Raw genomic sequence first — 24,610 nt, 5'->3', positions numbered from 1 at the left:
AGGCCGTAGGCCGATGCCGCCCATTTACCGCCCCTTAGCCATTGTGACGTAGTTTTGATCACGCTCTGGTGCGTTGCCGCCGGGCGGGTTGGTTTGTGGCCAATATTAAAGAATGGCGTGTCGGGGGTGGGAATGTCTGCGCAGCTTGCGCCGCAGTCGCGGCGTGCCAATTTTCTGACCCTGCGATTTCGCGGCAAGATCGTCCTCGGCTTTGCCGTGGTGCTGGCCATCTCCGCCGTCAGCATCGGCTTCTCCTATCTGGGGTTCGAGCGGGTCGCCGCGGCGGTGGCGGCCTATCGCGGCAGCGTTGCGGAAGCCGACACCGCCCGCACCGTCGATCGCGAGCTGGTCTCGTACCAGGCGCTCGCCCGTTATTATGCCCTGACCGGCAAAGCCGAGGACGAGGCGGCGGCCACCGCTGCCCAGCAGGCGCTCCAGGCCGCGATCGACAAATCGATGGCCGCGACCGGCGCCGAGCGGCGTGCGCAGGTCGGCAAGCTGCAGGCGCAGTTTCAGGCCTTCGCCAAGACGTTCTCGAGCATCGTTGCCCTGACCCGCGAGAACGCCAAGCTGGCGACCGACCAGATCGGCATCACCGGCAACAAGATCCGATTCAAGTTCGATGATCTGGCGGACACCGCCGCGCTCGCCGGCCTGCCGTCGGTGCAGACGACGGCCAAGGACCTCACCGGCCAGTACCTGACCGTGTCCGCGCTGGTCGGGACCTATATCGCCAAGCCGGATGCCAAGACCGCCGACGGCGCCATCGCGCGGACGCGCTTCCTGGAAACCTCGCTGGTGACGATCTATGCCAATGACGAGAAGATCACCCAGCGTGTCGCCGAGCTCGGCGACCTGATCAAGCAGTATCGCGCCGCCTTCATCAAGCTATCGGAGAACATGAAGGCGCTCGGCAAGCTCGAACAGGAAATGAGCCTCGTCGGGACCGAGATCATCGCGCTGTCGAACGGGCTGAAATCCGAAGTCGCCTCCGACCAGCAGCGCATCGAGGCCGCCGCCAACACCACCATCGCGGACATCGAGCGGCTGATCGCGATGCTGGCGATCGGCGGGCTGACGCTCGGCGCCGTGCTGGCGCTGATGCTCGGCAACGGCATTTCCAAGCCGATGATCACGATGTGCAAGGCGATGCGCGAGCTTGCCTCGGGCAATTTCGACGTCCGGCTGCCCGGCCTCGGGCGCGCCGACGAGATCGGCGAGATGGCGGCCGCCGTCGAGGAGTTCAAAGTGCAGGCGGTGGCCAAGGCCGAGCGCGACGCCGCGACGCAGGACGCCCAGAACAAGGCGGCGGGCGCCGCGCGGCGGGCCGAGCTCATCCGCTTCGCCGACGAGTTCGAGACCGCCGTCGGCTCGATCGTGTCCAACGTCTCGACCTCGGCCGAGCACCTCGAGCAGGCGGCCTCGACGCTGACGCGCACCGCCGAGACCACGCAGTCGCTGGCGAGCCGCGTCAGCGGCACCTCCGACCAGGCCACCGGCCGCATCCACTCGGTGGCGAGCGCGACCGACGAGCTGTCGGCCTCGGTCGACGAGATCGGCCGCCAGGTCCGCGAGTCCAGCCGCATCGCGGAATCCGCCGTCGCCCAGGCCGAGGAGACCGACGGGCGCATCGGCAAGCTGTCGCGCGCGGCGCAGGAGATCGGCGACGTCGTCAAGCTGATCACCGCGATCGCCGAGCAGACCAACCTGCTGGCGCTGAACGCGACCATCGAGGCCGCCCGCGCCGGCGATGCCGGCCGCGGCTTTGCGGTGGTGGCTTCCGAGGTCAAGTCGCTGGCGGAGCAGACCGCCAAGGCGACCGACGACATCTCCAACCACATCTCAGGCATGCAGGCGGCGACCCAGGAGTCGGTGACCGCGATCAAGCAGATCGGCGGCACCATCCGCCAGATCTCGACCATCGCCTCGTCGATCGCGACCGCGGTCGAGCAGCAGGGCGGCGCGACCCAGGAGATCGCCAGGAACGTGCAGAGCGTCGCTGCGGGCACGCAGGCCGCCGCCACCGACATCACCCAGGTCAATCGCGGCGCGACCCAGACCGGCGAAGCCTCGGAGGAGGTGCTGCGCTCGGCCCAGTCGCTGTCCTCGGAGAGCGCCCGCCTGCGCGCGGAGCTCAACCGCTTCATGACCAACATCCGCGCGGCGTAAGGTCTCACCACGGCTTGTCCACACTGCATCGGCAGTGAGAGCGGACCTGCTCCCGTCACATTCCGCTGTCGTCCCCGCGCACGCGGGGACCCATACGCCGCAGCAGTCGTGGGACGGGCGGTATCGGTCGCCTGCCCCAATCGTGCAATCCCGCGGTATGGGTCCCAGGTCTGCGCCCGCCGACGCTTCGGGTCAGCGGACTTGCCCGGGACGACAGCCAAGTGTGAGGCGGCATTTTGGGGCTCGCCACGCGACCGTCTGACCCGGCCTGATTGGTGCCGAGAGTAGGTTCCCCACCCCGCTTGGGGGAACCCAGCGCTGGCCGAGACGTTGGGTCGCAGCGGCAGGGTTTCGCTGCCGCATTTGCTTCATCCTCTCGGTCGAGCATGCGGTGCGACCCGCGCCGTCGCATTGGGATTCCATGGCACCCCGACAGGCATCCTTTCCGCACCTCCGCGTCATCACGTCAGCGCCGCCATCCAGCGCGCCGCCGGACGACACGGCAGGCCAGGATCGCGTCATCGAAACCAACATCCCCGCCCGGCTCGACGACCTCCGCTGGAGCGCCTTCCACACCCGCGTCGTGCTCGCGCTCGGCATCACCTGGGTGCTCGACGGGCTCGAGGTGACGCTCGCCGGCGCCTTGTCGGGCGCGCTGAAGCAGAGCCCGGCGCTGCACTTCTCCAATCTCGACATCGGGCTTGCCAACAGCGCCTATCTCGCCGGCGCCGTGCTCGGCGCACTCGGCTTCGGCTGGCTGACCGACCGCATCGGCCGCCGCAAGCTGTTCTTCATCACGCTCGCGCTCTATCTGTCCGCGACCGCCGCCACCGCCTTGTCGTGGAATGTCGCGACCTACGCGCTGTTTCGCTTCCTGACCGGCGCCGGCATCGGCGGCGAGTACACCGCGATCAACTCGACGATCCAGGAGCTGGTGCCGGCGCGCTATCGCGGCTGGACCGATCTCATGATCAACGGCAGCTTCTGGCTGGGCGCCGCGCTCGGCGCCGTCGGCGCCATCGTGCTGCTCGATCCTGATGTCACCGGCCCGGATGTCGGCTGGCGGCTGGCCTACGGCATCGGCGCCTGTCTCGGCCTGGTCGTGCTGATCATGCGGATGTGGATTCCGGAAAGTCCGCGCTGGCTGATGATCCATGGCCATCCGGACCAGGCGCACGACATCGTCGCCGCCATCGAGCGCGACGTCACCGGCCACGACCGCGAGGAGCGCGCCAAATCCCTGCCCAAGATTCGCCTTCGCATGCGCGATCACACGCCGCTCGCCGAGGTCGCGCATACGCTGTTCTCGGTCTATCGCCAGCGCTCGCTGGTCGGCTTGACGCTGATGATCGCGCAGGCGTTCTTCTACAACGCGATTTTCTTCACCTTCGCGCTGGTGCTGACCGACTTCTACGGCATCAAGTCCGATCACGTCGGCTGGTACATCCTGCCCTTCGCGGCCGGCAACGTGCTCGGGCCGCTGCTGCTCGGCCGCCTGTTCGACACGCTCGGCCGCCGCGCCATGATCACCTTCACCTACGGCGTCTCCGGCGTGCTGCTTGCGCTCACCGGCTATCTGTTCTCGATCGGCGTGCTGAGCGCCGCGACCCAGACCGCGGCCTGGATGGTGATCTTCTTTTTCGCGTCGCCGGCCGCAAGCGCCGCCTATCTCACCGTGTCGGAGAATTTTCCGCTGGAGGTGCGCGCGCTCGCGATCGCGCTGTTCTACGCCATCGGTACCGGGATCGGCGGCGTCGCGGGACCGGCGCTGTTCGGCGTGCTGCTCGACAGCGGCGCGCGCGGCGCGGTGTTCGCCGGCTATCTGTTCGGGGCCGCGCTGATGCTGGTGGCGGCGCTCGTCGCCTGGCGCTATGCCATCGCGGCCGAGCGCAAATCGCTCGAGCAGGTGGCGCGCCCGCTCGCCGTCATGGAGTAGATGATGATGTCCGACAACTCCGATCTGATCAGGTCTCCGGCGTCCGAACCCGCCGAGATCGTTCCGGCGCCCGCCAGTCTCGTGCCGCACCTTCGCGAGGTGGCGATCCTGCTCGATATCGACGGGACCCTGCTCGATCTTGCGCCGACGCCGCGCGAGGTGTGGGTGCCGCCGGGTCTCGCCGAGGCACTGAACGCGTTGCTGCAACGAACCTCCGGCGCGCTGGCGCTGGTCTCGGGCCGCTCACTCAACGACATCGATCTCATCTTCGCGCCGGAGGTCTACCCCGCCGTCGGCGGCCATGGCGCGGAGATGCGGCTCGGCGGCGGCGGCGAGGCGGATGCGATCAAGGCGCCGCCGCTGGACAAGGAGCTGAAGCGCAGGCTCGCCGCGATCGCCAAGCTCAGCCCCGGCATTCTGCTCGAGGACAAGGGGTACTCGCTGGCGCTGCATTATCGCCTCGCGCCGCAGGCGGAGAAAGCGATCTACGAGGAGGTGTCGCGCATCCGCGCCGAGTTGCCGGGGGCGCCGATCGAGGTGCTGCCCGGCAAGTGTGTGTGCGAGATCAAGCACGCCGGCTTCACCAAGGCGAGCGGCGTGCGCGAGCTGATGCGGCACGCGCCGTTCAAGGGACGCAAGCCGTTCTTCATCGGCGACGACGTCACCGACGAGACGGTGTTCGCGATCATGCCGGATTTCGCCGGCCTGTCGTTCTCGGTCGGCCGCCGCGCGCTCGGTGTCGACGGACATTTCGACGCACCGGACGACGTGCGCGCGTTCCTGGCGCGCCTCGCCGACGGCGGAACTAATTCGTCGACCTAGCAGTCCGCGCAGGGGTTCCGCATCGCCGCGTTATTAGTTCCATTCGCCATGCATTCGCATGTTGCATGCGTCGCTCTTGATTAGAAACGTTCTGACTTGATTGACGCTGTGATTACACCGCGCGAATGCCCGAATTTGGTTTCATTTGGTTGAAAGGGTGGCCTGGAACCATATTGATGAACAGCTGTTAACCGACATGACCAACAGGAGGGAGCTGTGAACCTCGTCGTGGTTTCGAATCGGGTGGCGCGTGGCAAAGCCAACGAGCCAATGACCGGCGGACTTGCGGCAGCATTGCTGCCCGTTGTGGAGAAATCGGGGGCAGTATGGGTGGGGTCTTCGGGACGTGTGCGCGACGGCGCGCAGACGGAACCGATCGCGGAGATCGAGCAGATCGGTGAAGGCGCGCTGGCGCTGCTCGATCTGCCAGCCGCGCATTATGCCGGCTACTACGAAGGCTTCGCCAATTCGGCACTGTGGCCGGCGCTGCACTCACGCAGCGATTTGATCAGCGTCTCGCAAGATGATTATCGCTCCTATCGCGAGGTCAATGCCTTCGTGGCGCGCGCGCTGCTCCGGTTCCAGAAGCCGGACACATTGTTCTGGATTCAGGACTATCACTTCCTGTCGCTCGGTGCGGAGTTGCGCACGCTCGGTGTGAAGAGCCCGATCGGTTTCTTCCTGCACACGCCGTGGCCCGCGCGCAGCGTCATCGACAGCGTGCCGAATCACCGCGATCTCGTCACCGCGATGCTCGCCTATGATCTGATCGGCTTCCAGACCGAGGATGATCGGGAGAATTTCACCGCCTGCATCCGCACCGATCTCGGCCTTCAGGTGCGCGACGGCGTGGTCAGGTCGCTGCACGGCCGCACGCGTCTGGCCGTGTTCCCGATCGGCATCGACGCCGACAAGTTTGCGCAGCAGGCGGCGAAGGCGGTGGCGCATCCGGACGTGTCGCGGCTGCGCCGCAGCCTGAATGGCGAGAAGCTCGCCATCGGCGTCGACCGGCTCGACTACTCCAAGGGCCTCGTCAACCGCGTCAATGCCTTCGATCGCATGTGGACGATGCACCCGAGCCTGCTGCGTGCCGCGTCGCTGCTGCAGATCGCGACGCCTTCGCGCGAATCGATCGAGGCCTATGGCAATCTGCAGAGCGAAGTCGCGCGCCTCGTCAGCGAGGTCAACGGCCGCCACGGTGAGGTCGACTGGACGCCGATCCGCTACCTCAACAAGGGCTATGGCCAGGGTGTGCTGGCCGGACTCTATCGCAGCGCCCAGGTCGGCGTCGTCACGCCGCTGCACGACGGCATGAACCTGGTGGCGAAGGAGTATGTCGCCGCGCAGAGCCCGGTCGATCCGGGCGTGCTGGTGCTGTCGAAATTCGCCGGCGCCGCCAACGAGCTCGACGCGGCACTCCTGGTCAATCCGCATGACATCGATGGCATGGCCCGGACGATCGCGACGGCGTTGTCGATGCCGCTCAACGAGCGCCGCATGCGCTACGAGATCATGATGACGAAGCTGCGCCGCCATTCGATCCAGCAATGGTTTGCCGACTTCGTCGAAACCCTGCAGGACGGCGACGCCGCCGAGGTCGAGATCGAACCCCTGCCTGCGGCGCCCGCGGGCTTCCTGGCCGGCCGCATGCTCTCGCCTGGTGCGCGCTATCACTGAATGGCTCGCGCCTCGCCGCCGGTGGCGGCGAGGCTCACAGGCTCAATGGCAGTAGGACACGCCGTCGAGCACGGCGCAGCGCAGCTTGTTCGGCGAGCTCGGATTGTCCATCGGCACCATGCCCTTGCCCTGTCCGACGAACACGCCCGGCCCGACGACCACCGAGGCCTTGTTGCCGATGATGACGGACGGGTGTGGATTCAGGCTGGACCTGGTCCCGTCCGGCCACAGGATCGCGTCGCCCTGCCAGATCCCCTTGCGCCCGTCGTCGCAGGTCACGTCGACCCCCTGTTTGGTGCATTGATCGGCGCGCGCCGCCCCGGCGGCGGCGAGGCTGAACGCCGCGGCCAGCAGGATGGCGAGACAGGCAGGGGAGGATGGCGGCATGGCGAGGTCCCTCATGGGCAGCCGGATCGAGGCCGCAAATCAGTGGTCGTGCCGTCCGCCCGGCCGGTTCACGGTGGGGCCGGCCGGGCGGGGGCGATGCCAGATCGAGCCCGCAACCAGGGCGGATTGATGATTTTTATCAGCGATTTGGGGGAAATTTGCCGCCGAGGCCCCCGCCCGGCTTGCAAAACGCCGCCGACCCCGCCAAGAGAGGGCCGCCGGAGAGATGGCCGAGTGGCTTAAGGCGCACGCTTGGAAAGCGTGTGTGCGGGAAACCGTACCGTGGGTTCGAATCCCACTCTCTCCGCCAATATATCCGTTTAAGCCTTTGAAATCATAGCGAAATTACTAAATTGGCGGCTCGGGGCCCCACAATTCACCCCACATTCTGTTTTGGATTGCCCCACCATCAGGAAATAGTCCTAGAGGTGCGCCTCACGTTGCCCTCTCGAGCCTTAAATACGGAGCAGGGGTGCCAAGTCTTGATGGACGGCCACTCGACGCAGCCTGCATCATCAGAGCTTCGAATGCCCGGTTTCTTCCGGCGCAGATATGGTTCACTACACCCAATTCCATTGAACGATCAGATCCAACCAAACCAACACCCAGAACACATTCAGTGCCAGTCAAGCGACCTCTACCGATCCGGAAGCCCATCAAACGCCCGATACCAATAAAGCGCCCGATCCCGCCCAGGCGCCCACGGCCGGCGATTCGTTCCGGCCTGCTCATCCGGTCCAACCACGCGCCGACCTGCTGAATCAACAATTCCACGTCCGGTGTTTGCAAACCGGGGCGCCAGTTGGCCGCGGACTACACCGCGGCAGAAAGTTCAGAGATTCCGAGCCGCGCACGACAAGCTGGCGGCTTCCCACCGGCTCACCCTTTCTCTTTGTCGCAATCCTCGATCCGTCGTTCTTTGCTATGTCCACCTCGGTGGCCTCGTCGAGAAGTGACCCGCCCGTGTGTCACTCGTCCGCCCGACCCTTGCTGGGCGAAGCGAGTCTCTACTTGCTGCTCTACCAAGCCGCGCGCTCAGGATCACCGGCAAGCATTTGAATGTGCTTCTCAAAATTCTGGACAATCGGCATGCCGCCGGCCGATGGCCTTCCCTCACAGCCACACTATCGTCATGCGTATGGGGCGCTTGGCGCGATCACCGCTGTAAGTTGCAATGACCATGTTTTATGATGCCTTTCGGAAGCGTGCTTACTGAGTCGGTGATGCCATGCCTTCTCTTCCTGATGACCTTAGCGAGCTTTTTGCGTTCGATGCGGGTTCGAGAGCCGTCAGCGGACGTGAGAGCAAGCGGCTGGAGTTCAAGCAGGACTATGACCCTGCCGATGTCTCCGAATACACCAAAGTCCTAGCATCCTTCGCCAACACCGCCGGTGGCACCATTGTCTTCGGCATCAGCAACAAACCGAAGCAGATCGTCGGCTGCACCAATATGGTCGATGAGGCGGACTGGGTGAATGCACTTCGTGGCGACTTCGATCCCGAGATCCCCATTTCGGTCAAAGAGTATCGGGTCGGCGGTGCTACGATCTACGCGGTGTCGGTCGATGAGGGCCTTCACAAGCCCATCCTTTGCAAGAGGAATCGCACCAAGCAAGTCACCGACAAGAAGGGCAACAAGAAGGACGTGCTGATCCTGCAGGAGAGCGCGATTTATTTTCGTTACGCTGGCCAGACTAAGACGATCGGATACGCCGATCTCCATAACATGCTGGCCGAGCGCGAGGCGAGCTATCTCCGCAAGATGATGGAAACATTGCAAGTTGTCCAGAAGGTCGGTCTATCCAGCGCCGGGGTCGTAGACCTATCGGCGCCGCGTTCCAGCATTTACATGTCCAGAGAAACGGCGAAGGGCCTCAATTTCATTGATAAGGCGACCGTGGTTGAGGAGAAAGGCGCCCCCGCCTACGCCATCATGGGCAACGTTGAGGTCAAAGATGTCATCCATGCGCCTCTGGATGATGCCGACAAGAACCTGCCTTCCGAAGCCGCGCAGAAGCTGTTACCAACAGTGGTGCAGGCCTATGGCCGAGGTGCCCGTATCTCTCCCTCTCAGGTGACCCAACTCCTCAGGCACCTGAAAATCGACGGCGACAACGTCCACTGCGTTCTCGAACGCAAGCTGCGCCGGAAATACGTCACCCGCATGGGTATTTCGGCGATTGAATCATTCATCCGCGACGAGCCCGAGAAGGCCATCCGTGTTTTTGGTTCCAAGGCATCGATCGCGCATTACGATGCCGAACATAAAAAGCCGGAAGCTGCCGCGGAGGCTGCTGCTGCTCAAGAGAAGCCCAAGAAGGCGGCTAAGCGTGGAGAACCAATCACCGTGAGCGACGGGGGCAGAGTCAACCCTTCTCTATCCGACATGATCCTCGATGAATTCCCACTACCCCTAAAGGACGGTGATAACGTCGAAGTCTAACGATCGACCTCGAAGGAAAAGCTCAAGGGCAATTGCTAGCTAGCGCCTCGGGAGGCGCCGGTGGGCAAATCGACAAGCCGGTCCCGATCGTATGTGGCGTCGCCGCGACGATCCGTTGGCACTCCTGCAAGTGACGCGCACTTGCGGCCTGCGCCCGGGCCAGACACTGCTGGCGAGCTGCGTATTTCGCATTCGCTTGCTGAATTTCGTCTCGATGCCGCGCTTCCGCTGCTTCCCTCTCTTGCTGCAGCCGGAATTGCTCTTGCTTGGCAGCTTCGCTGTCGGGATCCTCGGGCGTCCCGGGAACCACGGGCAACGGCAGTACAATTTGTCCGCTACCGGTCTCATCGATGCGGACCAGCCGCCTCCCCGATCCATTTTCGTAGTGGCCGAAATCGAAATCGTACGCACCGACATAGTGCGCCAAAGCCAAGGTAGTGGCGCAGGCGTCCGTTGTTATTGGCGCCAAAACGCAATAGCCAGGCCAGTACTCGACACGCTTATCTGTGCCGTGATGCGTGTTAGCGAACCAAGTGAGGTGGATGGCAAGTCCGACAGCGGCTACGAAGACTAGACTAAAGAAGTGGCGGATGACAAACATGAAATCGAATGCTTTCTGATGATCGGATGTACTCGTCATGCTGGGGTGCGTCGGCCTAAAAGTGACCCGGGATAAACCTGAAATGTTCTATTGATCGCCCACGGCCTGCGCCCACCGGACAATACGTCTGCTTGGGTTATCGGGTGAGTAATATCACCCTGGTATGTCCGCGGCCGTCTGGCTGCACGGCATAGTGACGAGTGGGCAGGTCTCCCGTAGCCTTTTGCACGGCCCTCATCCGGTCCATCAATTCTATCTGTCGTTGAGAATAGACCTTTCCTTCCGGATCCATCACCGCCACGAGGTGCTTGAAGACGCCCATGTCAACCGTGTACCGAACCTCGCAAGTCGCGCGATCCAGGCCAGGATCGTAGTCAACCGCGGTTGGATCGCGGAAGACGAAGAATCGGTCGCGGATGTTCGGCAGCTCCTTCAGCGTGGGTGCCATCTCACGGTCCGCCGCCGCTTTTAGCATTGTGGCCTTGTTCGCGGCCCGAGCGGCTTCATTCGTGACGCCGCGTTTGGTCAAGGTATAGTCGATAAGCTCGCCGATCACACCATCCGCGCCGACCTCGTCGATCCCGTCAGCCAAATCGGTGAATTTTAGATCGTCAGGCATCTCCAAGAACCTGGCTATGCCGGTCATCAACGATCTCGCGGCATCACTGTCGTTCACGAATAGCTCCCGGAAGGTCGCGAAACCATCGACGCACGATCTGTTGGCGTCGGCCGCCCTAACAGTCGGTGATATTGTTGCGGACGCAAGCAGTGCTACCGCGGCAGCGCAAAGTCTCATCACAATCGATCTCCCTTAAATGAGCCCAACGGGCTGCTCGCAGATGCGCTTGAGGCTTTAAAGCCGTGGGCTAATAAACCACGAATTGGTTGTCTGGGACATGGATCTCCGCCAACTTTTCGCTGCTAACCTTCGGCGTATCCGCCACGAGCGGAAGCTGTCGCAGGAGCAGTTGGCTCACGATGCGGGGGTGGACCGGGCTTATATGAGCCGGGTCGAGCGGGCGGTGACCTACGTCGGCCTAGAGATTATCGGGAAATTGGCCGACGTCCTGGAGGTGGAGCCGGCCGAGTTTTTCCGCCGGCCGACCCGGCCGAATCGCCGGTCTATCTCGTAAAACCGAAAGGGTATCTCAGATCCACGCCGGACCTCTCCGGTCATTCGAATATAATCGGCCTTGTTCGGCACCAGCCCGGGCGGAGAAACGATCCTCTGCCCTCCTAGACGGTGGACTGCAATCTCCCCGGCTGTGGAATAGCCAAAGCGAAGACTATCGCCCTGCGAGGGCGTCATGCCGGGCCCTGCCGTGGGGTCTGATCTAGTATGATCGTAAGCGTCACACGCTGCAATTTCTGCCGAACTTACGAAGCCGACGCTCGCGAGGGCGATTGGTGCTGCGGAGCACACTCGACTCATTACCCAGCTGGTGGATGCTAACGCCGCCAGTGCCTCTTCGTCGCCCACGCAGACCCTGCCGGGACGCCAGCGGAAGTTCATCATAATTCAGGGTGTAAAGCCGTGAGGATGCGAGCTGGCCGGTTGACTCGCAGTAATTGAATCTTGAATTTGATAGGCGGTGTGCGGCCGATTCGCGCATCCGTCGGAAAACCGGGGTCTCGAACACCCCGGCTCCCGTGATCTACAGTAAGCCTTGGAGCTCTTTGCAGATGTCATACACAACTGCACCGTATTGGTGCGGCGACTCCTGTCAAGAGTCTCCTTGGCCTTTTTTGAAAAGGTCAATGAAATGAAGCCTCCGACTTATCAACTGACATTCGAGGATGCTGTGGAAATCTGGCGCCGCCATTGGACGGGAGAATTCCAGCATCGAATCGCTGCCCACTTCGACGTTAATCCGGGCCGCGTAAATGAGGTGCTGAAAGAGTCCCGCCATGTTGGCAGCCGCGAGGCTGCACTCACTGGCAAGTCAGCCTAAGTGCGTTCCTCAGGGCCCGGTCAGCAATGACCGGGCTTTTCATTTCAAATCCTAAGGAGATCTGATCATGGCCAAGAAGCCACCGTCTAAAACAGTCACCGTTCACCCGATCACCGCACCTAAGATCAAGCATATTGCGAGCGTCGCCACGCGGACACCTAGCAAGGTGACGACCAAGCAAACGCAAGAGCTTGGGGCGTCAGTAATGCGGCACATTGAGCCGCGAGGCGGCAAGGTCAAGTAGAGCCCACTTTGTACTGATTGCGCGCTGCGGGACTCGAATAATCCCGCACGCCTGCGCATTGGTTGCTGAATGCCTCTCATCTTAGGCGCCAGCCCGATAGCAAAGATCGTCTCGGCGCGGCGGGACTCTTCACACGACTCAGAATGTACGCCTTATATTCAATCACGAAAAATGTGGACGCGATCTGGCGCCTTTTCGGCGTCGACGGCTCCCGAGATCGTACTGGCGGTCTATCGTCGATGCCGGGCAAGCCAGGCTGAAGGTAGTCGATGGCGACCTTTTTCAACGAGTATTTCGGCGTCTCCCAAGATCAAGTCGATGACTATGGAGCGTTCAACGTTTCGATCATCAATGACTTGCCGTTATTCATCGACCCATTTCTTCTCTTCAACAGCGACAAGCCGGAATACAAGGCACTGCATGACGGCATATTGAAGTATATCGTCTTCCTGCGTGACGCGGTAATTGATCGCCGTGTCAACGGCGACCTTGTAAAGGCGTGGTTCCATTTTCCGGAGGTCAAGCAGAACTGGCTTGGCTTCTCGCTGAGCGGAAACGGTGGCACCGGCTTGGGTGCTGATTTTGCAGCTGCACTGCGGGCAAATCCTGCAACACTGTTCGCAGACTTTGGAGAAGAACAGGTCACGGAGTCGTCCCACCTTGAGAAGGTATGCCTAGTGCGTGACGGCGTCGGCCGTGACAACATCAGCGACTTTACCGTGAACCTCACGCTCGATTTCCTGTGCAGATACACACAGGAGTTCGCTGTCCTCCACATTGATCCATCCCTAAGAAAGATGGTCTGGGTAAAAAAGGCGATCTTCAATTACGAAACGGAAAGCTGGGAACGACGTTCATATGACCTACCATGGATGGACGATGACTTCATTCTTCTCACGCCAAAGGACATCCTGACCAGGGACGAAAATTGGATCAACCGAACGGACATGATCCGCGACTTCGATCGGATACCCTCTGCTATTCCTGATGCAGAGCTTCGCGGGCTGGTCTTCAATTACTTTCAATCTGTACTCTCGCGACCGCCGACCCGCCCCGGGCGGAAGGAGCGCGCTCCGAGCCAAAAGGACCGGGATGCCGCCGCCGCACGAACGCTAACGCAATTTCCGCAGTTGATAGATTATTATATTAAGATCAAGGAAGACACGGGGGACGATGCAGCCGACCTGAGCGCGGAAAAAGTAGCGATTACAAAGTTCGTATTCGAAAAGCAGGTGCGTGATCTACAACAGTCGCTGGCAGCAGAGTCGGCGTTCTATTCGACTACCGGCGGGTCTTATGTCGAGGCTCACCAACGATTAGCTTATCTGAAGGACGTGATCGAAAACAAGGGCGGCCACCGCATATTCTATCACGATGGGAAACCAATTCAGCGCGAGAGCGATCTGCAAATCCTATATCGCTTTGTGTGGTTCGGGACACCGTCGGATGTGGGACGTGAGGCAAACGACGGTCGAGGACCGGTCGATTTCAAGATTTCACGAGGCCGGGATAAGACACTGGTCGAGATGAAGCTGGCCAAGAATACAGCTTTGGAGCGGAACCTTCAAAAGCAGCTGCCCGTCTATCAAGCTGCGAGCGACGCCCAGAATGGTATCAAGGTGATTGTCTATTTCTCGGATCAAGAGAAGGCGCATGTCGAAGGCATCTTGGACAGGCTGAAAATTCTAGGGCACAAGGATATCGTCCTTATCGATGCGCGGAATGACAACAAGCCGTCTGGTTCGAAGGCTTGACTGTAGCGGCTGTGGATGTTGGCTTCGTTTCTTGGGGCGTTTCGAAGAACTATTGTATGCCGCTCCTCGCTGGAGCGGATCGAGAGCCATCTTCTGTATCAGCCCGACGAGCACGCAAAAAAGAGATGGATAAGCTGTTCACTCAGCGTGGTTCGTGACTGGACGCGCTGCTTCCGCGAGGCCGTCAGTGAAGCCCTTTCAGAGCTATCGATCAGGGATGAACGTCCTGCACGTCACGCGAGTCTCGCGGCCGGTCTGGATACACCGAGTGCATACAAATGAACTGAACTGCTCGCCGGTCCGATGATCGGTACGGCGGTGTTCGACGACGGTGCTTGAAGCGACACCTTCGGTTTCGAGACACAATTTACAGATAAATGAGTCGGTAGAGATCATTGAGGCTTTGGTCCTGATCGTTGAGCATCGAGGCTGGGTGCCTCGCCCATTCATTTATCTGACTGCAAAATGAATTCGGCACTGTCGGCGGCGCAGGGTGGGGCGACGGCCAGCGAAGACTGGCCGCCGTCGGATCGGCGATCAAGCTGCCTTCTTGGGCTTCCCGACCGCGCCCGTCTTCGCGGCTTGGCTGAAGATGTCGTCCAACTCGCCGGCACGGACGGCGGCGATCAACGTGTCAATGACGGCCGGCAGCTTGTCCTTCGAGCCGACCACGATCCCCGCTTTGCCCTTCTCAAACTCAACGGGCTTTGCCCCGAACTTGACGGACATTACGACCTGACCGGACGCGTCGGTCTTCCACCATGGTCGGACCGCCTGCTGCTTGGTGACGGCCTGGCGCTCGCCGTTGACCTTGGTCCACCGCTGGACTGTGCGGACGTAGGCCGGGTCTTTCAGGAGCAGTTTTTGCTCCTCCAGCTTGGCGACGAAGTTATCGCGACGCACCTGGACGGGATCGTAGCTGGACTTCGGGAGGGCGGTGAACGAGAGTGATTTGAGGACGGGCATGTGGGGTTCTCCATATTGGACAAACCCGCGCCATCATAACGGGATGCATGAAGTTGTACACAGCACGGTCTCGACAGAAGAAGTTGAGCCCGCGCTGCGAATCAGAGATGGGCGAAGTGAGCAATCACGCTCGCCTGATCTAATTGCCCCAAGTCATAAGCGGAGCTAAGGAGGATGGCCGGAATGCGAACGCCCGACTATGCGAAGCATTATGAAATACTGATGGCAGTCGTGACGCACCTCGCCGTCAACAGGTGGTGCATACGTCAGCCAAAGGGGATCGCAAAAGACCTATCGATCGACGATGTGGATTCCGTTCGGGACGTCCTGAAGACCTTTAAGGGGCTATTCAGGGAGTCACAGGGTACCTCAAAGGACCACGGCGATCACTATTACTCGTTGCATCTGCGATACGCGCGCGATGCAAGCGGCGTCTCTGATGAGGAGCGTCCTCCTCTTGACCCCGATACTCTCTTCTCGTTACTTCGGTTTGTCTCCGACAAGTCGGCCCAACAGTCCCAGCAAGCCACATCTCTCAGGGTTGCCGTAATAACGTCGATCATCTCGCTGATCGTTGCTGCATTCTCGATGGTTGTAGCGCTCCACAAGAGCTAGCGGAGGCGAGCGTTAAGCATGCGACCGCTTCAGCGTAGCAACAAAATGGATTATTAGGCGCGTGGTTGAGCGCATCTGGCTAATGAGCTTGCAAGCCCTCAGAAATCACCGCAACGGGGCCGGCCAAAGCGAGAGAGACCATTATTGACCGACAATGCTACATATAACGGGAAATAGAAAATGCTCGAAGATCTTGCAGATTCCGTTCGCCTTTCGGAGGCTAACATAGAAAGGCGCTGCGTTCAGGTGGCGTCAGCTGCAGACGAGTATGACTTCCCAGGCCGATCCCGAACGTGTGAGCAATACGAGGCTCTAATTCGCCTATTTTCCCGGCTAGACTTCGAGTGCGACAACGATTTGCTCGCTGGCTCCTTGGCCGTCTATGGCTGGATGCCAACGATGATGGACGATCTCGCTTCGAGGGACGCTCTGAAAGCGTTGATTGCCGAACTCAAGCAAGTTAGTTCGGACAGTGTCCCATCGATTCTTGAGAAATACCGGGCAACGGGAGTTCTTAGGGCGATCAACAACAGCATAGTTGGGACGTCGAAACTGCTACATTTTTTTCTTCCAGAGAACATCCCTATCTGGGATTCGGTACTGGGGCGGTCCTTTGGAATGATCCATCGTCACCAGTTTCATCGCGAGGATAGATTCTTAATATACGTGCAGGCTGTCCATAGCGCGGTCCGGTCCGCAGCCATCTCCTGGAAAGAACTGGACATCGTGGCCTCTCAGTCCTCCGGACCCGTGTCCAAGGTTCGGAAAGTCGAATTTGCGCTGTATGCATTTGCTCGACGGCGGATGGCGCTCGAAGGAGTTCCATCCTAGGGGCCGGCAGTTCATTGGAGCCAGACTATGTGGCCCACGAGGACGCCGAGCGCGCGAGTTCTGCCACGGCCGAGATGGCTTGCCGATGAGACCGCGACTGTCGGCCGACTGATGATAGAAGGGCAATTCTATCATCAGTCCCAACAAGCCGTTGACCGAGCAATCAAAATTGCCGCTCGGCCCTGTACGTCCACTTATAACCCGTTACAATTTTGCAGCCTGCCACCAAAAGATAACGGGTCGGAGGATGAAAATGGGATTGGGAAAACAAGCGAAGACGCTGACCAAGGGCCAAATAGAGGCAGCGCTCGCCTACCTATCCAAGACGAGATATCCCGAACGAAACAGGTTGATATTCCTGCTTTCGGCCAAGGCTGGGCTGCGGGCAAAAGAAATCGCTCGACTGACATGGCGCATGATTTTTGATGCCGCGGGAGAGATCGGGCAGACGATCTGTCTTTTCGACTCCGCCAGCAAGGGCAAATCCGGCCGAGTTATCCCCCTAAACAGTGAGGAGAGGCGCGCGCTGATCGACTACCGGACGACGATACGGCACTCAGCCGGGGGGTTCATCATCGTGACCGAAAGGGGTCTATCCACTTCGCCTCAGGCGATCGTAAACATGTTTTACCGATGGTACCGGCACCTCGGTTTCTACGGTTGTTCGAGCCACAGTGGACGACGAACCTTTATCACCAGCGCCGCTAGGAAGATATCGGGCGTCGGAGGATCACTCAGAGACGTTCAGGCCCTGGCTGGCCACTCCAACCTGCGGACCACCCAGGGCTACATCGACCAGGACGTTGATGCTCAGCGGAAAGTCGTGCATTTGCTTTGAGCGAATAATCTATCTCTCGCGCCGTGCTGTCTGCTCGATTCTCTGCAGACACGCCTATCAACTGCTCAGCATTCCAAATCCACTTCGGGACGATTTCGAACCGCGAGAAGGGTGCGGGGTCCAGAAACAGCTATCAGGTCGAGACGTTGCGACGCGGTATCTTTGACGTCCTGGGGCAGAAACAGATTAGATAGGCGAGTCGCTGGCGCGAAAGGCGCTCTACCGGTAGTTGACAATACAAAACGATGGAATAAGCTAGAGACACTAAACAGTCTCCAGAGTTGAACCAAATTCCTTTATCCCGGAGTGGCTTACTATGGCTGACAACGTTAAAGAATTGCAGCAACTCGCCGAGGCGGCAGGCGGCGCGTCTACTCTCGAATGGAGCACGATCAGTCACACTCACGGCGGGGCCGCGGCTGTGAATGCCCAAAATGTCGCGATCGACATCAAAGACGGGATCAACTTCGTTCGCCAACTGCAGCAGCTCCCTCAGCCGGCCGGAGCACAGCCTCTCGATTGGAGCACGATCAGCCACACTCATACTTGAGTCGTCGGCGCAGGTGTTGTGGGCTGACCGTTTGCAACGCAGCCGGGAGGCGTGCAGTCTCCCGTGCTGATATTGTGAGGGAGCGAGTCCCCTTAGAAAGCTGGTCTTTTGTGGACGCTCCAGTGGAGCGTCTGTCGCGATTATCTTCTGGCTTTTGTCTCGGTGCGCGAGTGGAGCTACGCTTTAAAAAAGCCGCTCGATGTGTCGGCGCGTTAGGGGCGGCCGGCATACCACGCTCTCAGATTATCCTGCGTAGTGGATATGACCTAGCGCCGTAGCTATGAAGCATTTGGCTACTAATCCGGCGTTCGCTTCTGCCGAGATCATCCTCGCAATCTCTGTCGTAAGCCAGGCCGTTGCCGAGTCAGATCGAAAAGCTGCGGCCAAACTCGCGACTCGACGGCGGCGTGTTCCAGATAGCAGACTTCGCGCCTTTGATGATTATGCGGCCGGAAACGACAGATGATGATCTCTAGTCGCCTGCTTGAAATAGACGATTCAGAACCGCCCGAAAGGGAGGTGTGGGCGGTAAAAGCCATCTCCGCCAAGTGGGCAATAAAAAGGGCTGGCATTTGGACGCATGTTAGCTGTGGCCAACTCGCTAAGTTCGGCTGGAAGGTTCACGTCTCTGCGACTCTGGACGATGCTCCCACCGTGCTCGAATTAGTGTCGAGAATAGCGTTCGATCTCGAGTGCTCATTCAAGCATCTAAGTGGCGTAGATAGCTTCCTTGCACTTCATTTCAAGAATGCAAGCCGGCTTCAAAGTGGGAAGTTTATTGCGTTATATCCAGAAAATGAACTAGTGGCGGCCAGATTGTTGGAGTGCTTAAGCGACTGTCTCTATCCTTACCAAGGTTTGGATATCTTAACTGACCGAGCCTACAAGAATTCGACCAATCTTTTCTATAGATGGGGAGCGTTTCGTAGCACTGGAAGGCTGAATTCCGTAGGTGCGCCTGAAGAGCTGGTCCCTAATGGAAAAGGGCAAATGGTCCCGGATATTCGATATCCGCGTTTCCTACTGCCAGAAGGTATCGTTGATCCTTTTTCCGATGAGCCGTTGCCTATTCCCTTAGAATCGCCGCCAGAATCTGTCTCCCTCGACCAATTCAAAGTAGTTTCAGTTCTTCGGTTCACGAACGCTGGTGGGAGGTACAAGGGCGTATGTCAATTGTCCGGCGCCGAAGTCGTCGTGAAAGAGGCTAGGCCAAACACCGGGTTCGTTGGCAAGGAAAGTGCTATTCCAAGGCTTCATCGAGAGGTTGCGCTGATAGAGAGAATAAATGCCGAGTTCCAGGATTTGGCGCCGCCGGTGTTGCAACAATTTTATGTCCGCGATCATTATTACGTTGCGCTTCAGTACTTGCCCGGAACGCCGTTGAGCGAATGGATAGCTAGAGAAAATCCGCTTTACTCTTGCCTCTATCAGTCCCCAGAACGAACCCGCGAATATTTCAAAAGGGCTACCAGGATCTTGGAGTCAATTCAGGGCGCTCTAAGAAACCTGCACGGGTTGGGCCTGGCCTTTGGCGACCTTAGTCTCGGTAACATTATTATTGATGCGCATGACTATGCTCGCTTTATAGACTTTGAGGCGTGCACATCCGTTGACGACGTTGCGATTGGCCTGCGGACGCCGGACTTTTGCTTACTTTCTCCAAATCGTGAGATCGCCGCGAGGGATAGGGACGTATATGCTTATAATTGTATTGCAATATCTTTGGTCCTGCGATTGACTACTCTGGCGGAAATTTCCGATCACGTTCTGCAAGCCGTCACGGCGGATCTTATCAAGGGCATGCACGAGGTGCCCGAGTGGTGGTTTTCGGCGTGCAACTATCTTACTAGGACGACACAACGGGAGTCGTCGTGTAAGGCGACCGGATTTGTGCCCCCCTTGCTAGACACGGCGTCTTCGAGGCGGGAGTTACGGCAACTAATCGCAGATGCCGTGCTTGATTCCTGTATTCCGAAAGACGAGTGCCTGTTTCCGACGAGCGCGACTGCTCGGGAGGGAGCATTTCTTAGCTTCGGATTTGGGAGCAGTGGAGTGCTGCGCGCTTTGAAGCTTAATGGGAACCAGATCGATGAGCGCATCATAGCGAAATTTTCGGAAAGCATATGGCGTGCGGTAGAACGGCGGTCGCTCCCAATAAACTACGATGTAGGAATTGTCGGCCTAATTGATGCTTGCTCGTCGCTTGGCCTGGACGACCTGTCCGCAAGGATTCTTGAGATAGTGTGTCGTGATTGGGGGGCGATGACAGATCCAAGTCTTGGGACTGGGCTGGCGGGCATATCATTGGCTTTACGCCGTCAAGGCGATCTAGCGCTGGCGGAAGACGTGATGACGAAAGCAGTTCGTCTTGCGGAGAGCTATAAGTGGACAAAGAATGGATTGCTATATGGACGATCCGGCGTAATTGCCGCTGCGTGCCAATTTAATCCCCTTTTACAATCGAGCGATGAGCTTGAAAAAGTGGTACTTAAGATCATCAGAGAGGAGATTGGACAAACTGTCCGGCACCCCAACGGACATTCACTATCGCTTAGGGGGGAGGTGGACGGGAGTCGCCTTCTTCCATATCTCTGTGATGGTACCGCCGGCCTGTTGCTAGCTTTGCTTGCGGCTAGCGAGAACGAACATATTGATTACGATCTTAGTAGTGATGATGTCGTCGCACTATCGGCCGATCTTGGCACGCCGTTCATGTTGGAAGGGTCGCTAATGGACGGTGCGGCGGGCTTGGCTGTCGTCTTAGAGCTCTCGCGGCGAACCTTTCAGCGTGTGGCGGATAGAATTCCCGAGCCAGGCTGGGGGCGCATTCAAAAATACTTGTTACCTCTCAAATCTGGAGTCGGTGTATTACATCCCCGCACCTTGAGATTCGATATGAGTCATTCACAAGGCTCTATAGGGATATTAGAAGCACTTTTATGGGTTGACGGTTTGGCCGAACTAAACCTCTCGGGTTTGTATTTGCCACCTCTAAGAGTGAATTGATTTCTGATCGGCGGTTTCCATACTGGCTGCGAAGTAATCGGGTGAGTGCCCCCTAAGAGCCTAGCTGCCACCGCATACCGGGTCCTTCTCAGCGTTTGGCCTGCCAGGATAACAAATCTCAAATGGATAAGAAATCTCAGCGTCATTCAAGAACCGCGCACTCCTTTGTAGAGGGGTAACCACGGAAATCCCGGTGGGCTGAGATACCGGTCGGAGCATCGGGCAATCAGCTCGGTCCCCCTCCTTGAGCTAAACGACCAAAGCGGGCACGGTCGCTAAGCCAAGCCCGGCAAGAGACGGAAAAGCTTTAGACCGTCGAGGGTGGCGCGATCGGCGGATCGGTCGTGCCAGGGCCCTGCGCAGACAAGCAGAGGGTAACGGGGCTCACCGCACTGCCGGTCCCGACCGCCACGGTGGTTCCTCTGATCCGATGTGCCCGACGCCGCAATACGCAGACGGGATACACTTCGCCGTAATGGGCGAAGTGTATCCTCAACCACAACCGCAGCCGTTGGAATGTTTGGTTACTGTGGTTGGAAATGCCGTGGTCGTTCGAAGGGCGCTCACCCGAACGAAGTGAGGGTGAGTAGCGATGGTTGAGCTAGCGATGTGTGCGGCGGACTCTCGTGTCAAGCAGTCGGCTAGACCCGATGTTCTCGGTTGACCTTGTCGCCCCGCCATCTGAGAAACAGGAAAATCAATCCGAGTCCCGCGAGTTGCTGCAGGAGGCTGGTGCTGATCGCCAACCAGACGGACTTTGTCGCGCCGAAATTGTAGAAAACGCAGAATCCGAATACAGCCACGTAGAGGGCCGCTCCGCCGAACAGCGGTACCTGAGCCAGAGGGTCATTCGAGTTCGAGCCAGCGCTCCAGGCGCTGATAGACATTATCAAGATCGCGATCGGGAAGGCGATGAGGCTGATCCAGGTCGAGCCCAAACCCCAGAAATAAACGTCTCGGCGGTGGAGAGCCAGCACGGTTGCCGCGATCCAGACCAAGAGCAACACCGCAGCGGATGCACCAAGGATTTCTAGGGAAGTCCAGCCGTTCGAGGCCGGCAACGCTGAGTCGACCATGAGAAAAATCCACCCCTGGGGGAAATGCTGTGGAATTAAACCATGGCGTGTGTTTCTCGTACATGGTCCGTGTGGCCGGTGATCTCTCCAGAAGGCCACCGGCATTCGGCACATTTATTTTCTGAGACAGCCGATTTTCTTGGCTGCCGAGCGCTAAATCGGAGGTAGGGCCACGATCTTGTTGGATTGGCCACTCGATTTTTCCCTACTGCATAGGAATTTTGAAATGCGTTCTACGCCGGACCGCATATGGTCCACTATTGCCCAAACCACCCCAACAATTGAAATCAGCGACGTTCATCCACCCGCATTCACGAGCGGAGAACCGGTACATCAGTCAGGCGACCAAGCCGGTACGGCCGCACCGCTCTGCCCGTCAGACAACTCGGCCTGGCATCGACGCACGTCTTGGCCGGAAACGGATTGGCTTACCGGCTATAGCCAGATCGTTTCAGACCGAGTTCGTGATGGCTGGTCCTGCTACCTCTTGACCTTCCTGTTCGATCAGTTCCCCGGCTCACCGGCCGCCGTCATGGCGCAGATGAAGGACCAGGTGCAACGGGTCTATTCGACCCTCGTCACCAGAGTGCACAGGAAACCGAAAACCGCGCCGGTCGACGAGCTTCCGGTCCTGGTCGGATTCCTTGATCGGCCCGTCTACAAGCGTGATCGAGTCACCGCGCCGACTTCTCGCTGCAACGACGGACTTCATTTACACGCCTTGGTCCTGCTGCCGCCCACGTCGCGACTAAAGGAATCGCTCGTCGATCACTTTCGGGACAATGAGAGCCTTTACATCCGGCCCGGCACGTCCGTTCAAAGGATCCATGTCGAGCCGGCGAGTTCGGGCCATGACCGCGTGGTCGACTATGCGCTCAAGACTACCCGCAAGGGTCGCCTATCTTACGAGGACGCGGTCGTGGTCCTTCCGAGGGCGCGCTCGGAGCTTTGACCCCTCGACCGGATCCGGCTGGGTGAGCTAGGCGGCCTGCTCCGCGGGTGGCCCCCCAGCCGGTGCATTGCGCGCAGCGCTCTCCGTCATACGGTGCTCTTCCAACGGTCTCCGCAGCAGCCCGCCCATCCACGCCATGCACATGTCCAGCGTGTGGCCATCGTAGAAGGGGTCAAGAAATTCGAGGACCGGGTCAATTGCCTGAAGAAGGTGCGGCCTCCTGTTCTCCATCCCGGGATACTCCTTCTCGAAGTACTCCGCACTGTTGATGACGTCCCGCCACTTGCCGAAGATGTGCAGCGAGCGCATCTCAGATCTTCCGATCCCCTCGAACTGCGAGGCGTTCAGCTGTACCTCGGCCTCGGCCGGGTCATCAGACAGGTTTTCGTCCCGCAGCTCATTCCACTTAGTCTTAGTCCTGCAAAAGTTGCCGTACTCGGGATCGGGCCGCGCCCCGAGTTCAAGCTGCAGGAAAACGAGCACTGCGGAAAGGGCGACGTCAACGTCGTGGTGCACGAGCGATAGTTCAATCGCCTCCCTCAAGATGAGGTTCACCTTGAAGAAGGTGCTGAAGGTCAACCGCTCGACACGCAACAGCTGCTTCAGCAGCTTCACGCCCTCGCTCCGGTCGCCCGGCGACGTCCTGTAGCGTGCGTGGAAGAACTGCTCGGCGGGCCCCCCGTGCCTCAGGTGCTCATCGCGCGGATCCAAGACGGCCCTGATCGGCATCCAGAATCGGCCATGAGCTTCCCACCTGATGCGCAGGCTTTCCTCCGCATTCGGTCTCCCGTCCTTCTCGACCGGCAAGGACTTCATGCTCTCTGCGTAGATCTGTGCGATGGTCTTCATTTTGCTTGGATGCCTTTCTCTATGCTGGACCACAACGATCACGCGCCGGATTGGTCCTTACTTCCGGGTTGCCTTCAGTTTGCGTCGTTCTGAAGCCGATGCCGTCACATCAGCTTCGCCTTCGACGGCTTCGAAGAGCTTGCGTCGGATCTCGTCTTCCCTCTGGAGAGACAGCAAAGCTGGGAACGTGACCATGACCGACAGGTATTCCAGCTCGGCTGACGCCGACATGGGGCCATCGGCGGCTGCGCGCTGAGCCACGAACCTTTTCACCTCTTTCTCGCTCAGCTCGGGCCGCAGCTTCCCCGACGCAGCCAGCGTTTGGAACAGCGGCTCGGGTAGCTTCGCCACCTCATGCAGCACGGTCCATGCGCAAGGCAGCGATGCCTCGATGCCAGAAAACCTGTCGCGGCACGAATAGATCGTGATGAACTTGCTTAGCGTGCCGGCGGATAACCCGAGCATTTTGGCGAGCTGCCTAAAACCGGTGTGGTCTAGCGCGTCTCTTGCTGCCGAGATGATTGCGGCTGCCTCTAGAGTGGCCAGCGCTGAGCGGCCTAGAGCGGATCGGATTAGGCTCACATAGGCGCCTATGTCCTTGATTTCGGAAAGCGCGCGCTCTCCATAAAGGACAAGAGCATGCGACGCGTTTCCATTTGGAAACGGCTGGGCCGAGACGGCGTGCTCCTTCCGTGGTGCATCGTCGCTCACGACCGCTCCCGGGTGGCAGGAACACCGTCATCGACCAGCCGCTGGATCTCAGCTTCTTTCCACGCAGTAATGCGCGCACCCAGCTTGACTGGTTGCGGATAACGCCCAGCCTTGACGCCTGCCCACCACGAGGAGCGCGACACCGGTATAGGGCCGTCTGGTTTGATGATTGAGCTAAGGCGCAGCAAGCGTCCAGGTGGTGCGTTCATCTCGTTCACTCCGTCCAGCGTT

23 protein-coding genes and 1 tRNA gene are annotated in these 24,610 nt (G+C 59.4%); 16 read left to right on the top strand and 8 right to left on the bottom strand.

Features of this window, described 5'->3' with window-relative positions; translation table 11 throughout:
- Positions 1-132: 132 nt before the first annotated feature.
- From ACQR1X_RS11555 to ACQR1X_RS11540, 4 genes are all read left to right on the top strand, one after another.
- Positions 133-2,169: a methyl-accepting chemotaxis protein gene (locus ACQR1X_RS11555; RefSeq protein ID WP_434898873.1), complete on the top strand. Its 2,037-nt coding sequence runs from the start codon at positions 133-135 to the stop codon at positions 2,167-2,169.
- 421 nt (positions 2,170-2,590) lie between these two features.
- Positions 2,591-4,105 (top strand): MFS transporter, encoded by a 1,515-nt coding sequence (locus tag ACQR1X_RS11550; protein ID WP_434898872.1) that lies wholly within the window; start codon positions 2,591-2,593, stop codon positions 4,103-4,105.
- Positions 4,106-4,927 (top strand): trehalose-phosphatase, encoded by an 822-nt coding sequence (gene otsB, locus ACQR1X_RS11545; protein ID WP_434898871.1) that lies wholly within the window; start codon positions 4,106-4,108, stop codon positions 4,925-4,927.
- A 216-nt stretch (positions 4,928-5,143) separates the two neighbouring features.
- Positions 5,144-6,604, top strand: coding sequence for a trehalose-6-phosphate synthase (locus ACQR1X_RS11540; RefSeq protein WP_434898870.1), 1,461 nt, complete (start codon positions 5,144-5,146; stop codon positions 6,602-6,604).
- Between the two features lie 42 nt (positions 6,605-6,646).
- On the opposite strand, the gene ACQR1X_RS11535 is transcribed toward ACQR1X_RS11540, so the two are convergent.
- The gene (locus ACQR1X_RS11535; protein WP_316215259.1) at positions 6,647-6,991 is read right to left on the bottom strand and encodes a hypothetical protein; all 345 of its coding nucleotides are present in this window, start codon (positions 6,989-6,991) and stop codon (positions 6,647-6,649) included.
- Positions 6,992-7,211: 220 nt separating this feature from the next.
- Here ACQR1X_RS11535 and ACQR1X_RS11530 point away from each other — a divergent pair.
- Positions 7,212-7,301: transfer RNA gene (locus ACQR1X_RS11530), tRNA-Ser, on the top strand.
- Between the two features lie 918 nt (positions 7,302-8,219).
- Positions 8,220-9,434, top strand: coding sequence for an AlbA family DNA-binding domain-containing protein (locus ACQR1X_RS11525; RefSeq protein ID WP_434898869.1), 1,215 nt, complete (start codon positions 8,220-8,222; stop codon positions 9,432-9,434).
- A gap of 22 nt (positions 9,435-9,456) precedes the next feature.
- Here the strand turns inward: ACQR1X_RS11525 and ACQR1X_RS11520 are convergent, their stop codons facing one another.
- Together ACQR1X_RS11520 and ACQR1X_RS11515 are read right to left on the bottom strand one after the other, a co-directional pair.
- Positions 9,457-10,074: a hypothetical protein gene (locus ACQR1X_RS11520; RefSeq protein WP_434898868.1), complete on the bottom strand. Its 618-nt coding sequence runs from the start codon at positions 10,072-10,074 to the stop codon at positions 9,457-9,459.
- Positions 10,075-10,171: 97 nt separating this feature from the next.
- Complete coding sequence (locus tag ACQR1X_RS11515; RefSeq protein WP_434898867.1) at positions 10,172-10,711, bottom strand: hypothetical protein; 540 nt, start codon at positions 10,709-10,711, stop codon at positions 10,172-10,174.
- Between the two features lie 220 nt (positions 10,712-10,931).
- On the opposite strand from ACQR1X_RS11515, the gene ACQR1X_RS11510 reads away from it, so the two are divergent.
- From ACQR1X_RS11510 to ACQR1X_RS11495, 4 genes are all read left to right on the top strand, one after another.
- Positions 10,932-11,168, top strand: a complete 237-nt coding sequence (locus ACQR1X_RS11510) for a helix-turn-helix domain-containing protein (protein WP_434898866.1) — start codon at positions 10,932-10,934, stop codon at positions 11,166-11,168.
- 603 nt (positions 11,169-11,771) lie between these two features.
- Positions 11,772-11,987 (top strand): hypothetical protein, encoded by a 216-nt coding sequence (locus ACQR1X_RS11505; protein ID WP_434898865.1) that lies wholly within the window; start codon positions 11,772-11,774, stop codon positions 11,985-11,987.
- 67 nt (positions 11,988-12,054) lie between these two features.
- Positions 12,055-12,231, top strand: coding sequence for a hypothetical protein (locus ACQR1X_RS11500; RefSeq protein WP_434898864.1), 177 nt, complete (start codon positions 12,055-12,057; stop codon positions 12,229-12,231).
- Positions 12,232-12,500: 269 nt separating this feature from the next.
- Positions 12,501-13,985: a hypothetical protein gene (locus ACQR1X_RS11495; protein ID WP_434898863.1), complete on the top strand. Its 1,485-nt coding sequence runs from the start codon at positions 12,501-12,503 to the stop codon at positions 13,983-13,985.
- Positions 13,986-14,522: 537 nt separating this feature from the next.
- On the opposite strand, the gene ACQR1X_RS11490 is transcribed toward ACQR1X_RS11495, so the two are convergent.
- The gene (locus ACQR1X_RS11490) at positions 14,523-14,951 is read right to left on the bottom strand and encodes a DUF6641 family protein (protein WP_434898862.1); all 429 of its coding nucleotides are present in this window, start codon (positions 14,949-14,951) and stop codon (positions 14,523-14,525) included.
- 183 nt (positions 14,952-15,134) lie between these two features.
- On the opposite strand from ACQR1X_RS11490, the gene ACQR1X_RS11485 reads away from it, so the two are divergent.
- From ACQR1X_RS11485 to ACQR1X_RS11465, 5 genes are all read left to right on the top strand, one after another.
- Positions 15,135-15,566, top strand: a complete 432-nt coding sequence (locus ACQR1X_RS11485) for a hypothetical protein (RefSeq protein WP_434898861.1) — start codon at positions 15,135-15,137, stop codon at positions 15,564-15,566.
- Positions 15,567-15,965: 399 nt separating this feature from the next.
- Positions 15,966-16,397 carry a hypothetical protein gene (locus ACQR1X_RS11480; RefSeq protein WP_434898860.1) on the top strand — a complete coding sequence of 144 codons (432 nt, stop codon included), beginning with the start codon at positions 15,966-15,968 and terminating at the stop codon, positions 16,395-16,397.
- Positions 16,398-16,650: 253 nt separating this feature from the next.
- Positions 16,651-17,235 carry a tyrosine-type recombinase/integrase gene (locus tag ACQR1X_RS11475; RefSeq protein WP_434898859.1) on the top strand — a complete coding sequence of 195 codons (585 nt, stop codon included), beginning with the start codon at positions 16,651-16,653 and terminating at the stop codon, positions 17,233-17,235.
- A gap of 316 nt (positions 17,236-17,551) precedes the next feature.
- Complete coding sequence (locus ACQR1X_RS11470; RefSeq protein WP_434898858.1) at positions 17,552-17,785, top strand: hypothetical protein; 234 nt, start codon at positions 17,552-17,554, stop codon at positions 17,783-17,785.
- Between the two features lie 462 nt (positions 17,786-18,247).
- Entirely contained in the window at positions 18,248-20,791 is a 2,544-nt protein-coding gene (locus tag ACQR1X_RS11465) for a hypothetical protein (RefSeq protein ID WP_434898857.1), read from the top strand.
- A 641-nt stretch (positions 20,792-21,432) separates the two neighbouring features.
- On the opposite strand, the gene ACQR1X_RS11460 is transcribed toward ACQR1X_RS11465, so the two are convergent.
- A complete protein-coding gene (locus tag ACQR1X_RS11460; protein ID WP_434898856.1) occupies positions 21,433-21,867 on the bottom strand; it encodes a hypothetical protein in 435 nt (144 codons plus the stop codon).
- Between the two features lie 487 nt (positions 21,868-22,354).
- Between ACQR1X_RS11460 and ACQR1X_RS11455 the strand changes: the two genes are divergently transcribed.
- The gene (locus tag ACQR1X_RS11455; protein ID WP_434898855.1) at positions 22,355-22,819 is read left to right on the top strand and encodes a hypothetical protein; all 465 of its coding nucleotides are present in this window, start codon (positions 22,355-22,357) and stop codon (positions 22,817-22,819) included.
- A gap of 27 nt (positions 22,820-22,846) precedes the next feature.
- Here the strand turns inward: ACQR1X_RS11455 and ACQR1X_RS11450 are convergent, their stop codons facing one another.
- Genes ACQR1X_RS11450 through ACQR1X_RS11440 form a run of 3 tightly spaced genes read right to left on the bottom strand, consistent with a single transcriptional unit; the run spans position 22,847 to position 24,588 of the window.
- Complete coding sequence (locus ACQR1X_RS11450) at positions 22,847-23,668, bottom strand: hypothetical protein (protein WP_434898854.1); 822 nt, start codon at positions 23,666-23,668, stop codon at positions 22,847-22,849.
- A gap of 57 nt (positions 23,669-23,725) precedes the next feature.
- Positions 23,726-24,379 (bottom strand): hypothetical protein, encoded by a 654-nt coding sequence (locus tag ACQR1X_RS11445; protein ID WP_434898853.1) that lies wholly within the window; start codon positions 24,377-24,379, stop codon positions 23,726-23,728.
- Positions 24,376-24,588, bottom strand: a complete 213-nt coding sequence (locus tag ACQR1X_RS11440; protein WP_434898852.1) for a helix-turn-helix transcriptional regulator — start codon at positions 24,586-24,588, stop codon at positions 24,376-24,378. Before ACQR1X_RS11440 ends, ACQR1X_RS11445 begins: the two co-directional genes overlap by 4 nt.
- Positions 24,589-24,610: the final 22 nt, after the last annotated feature.

Source organism: Bradyrhizobium sp. HKCCYLRH3073 (assembly GCF_051167995.1).
Classification (GTDB): Bacteria; Pseudomonadota; Alphaproteobacteria; order Rhizobiales; family Xanthobacteraceae; genus Bradyrhizobium.
The sequence above is the reverse complement of the archived record's forward strand: the minus strand, read 5'-3'. Positions and strand labels throughout refer to the sequence as shown.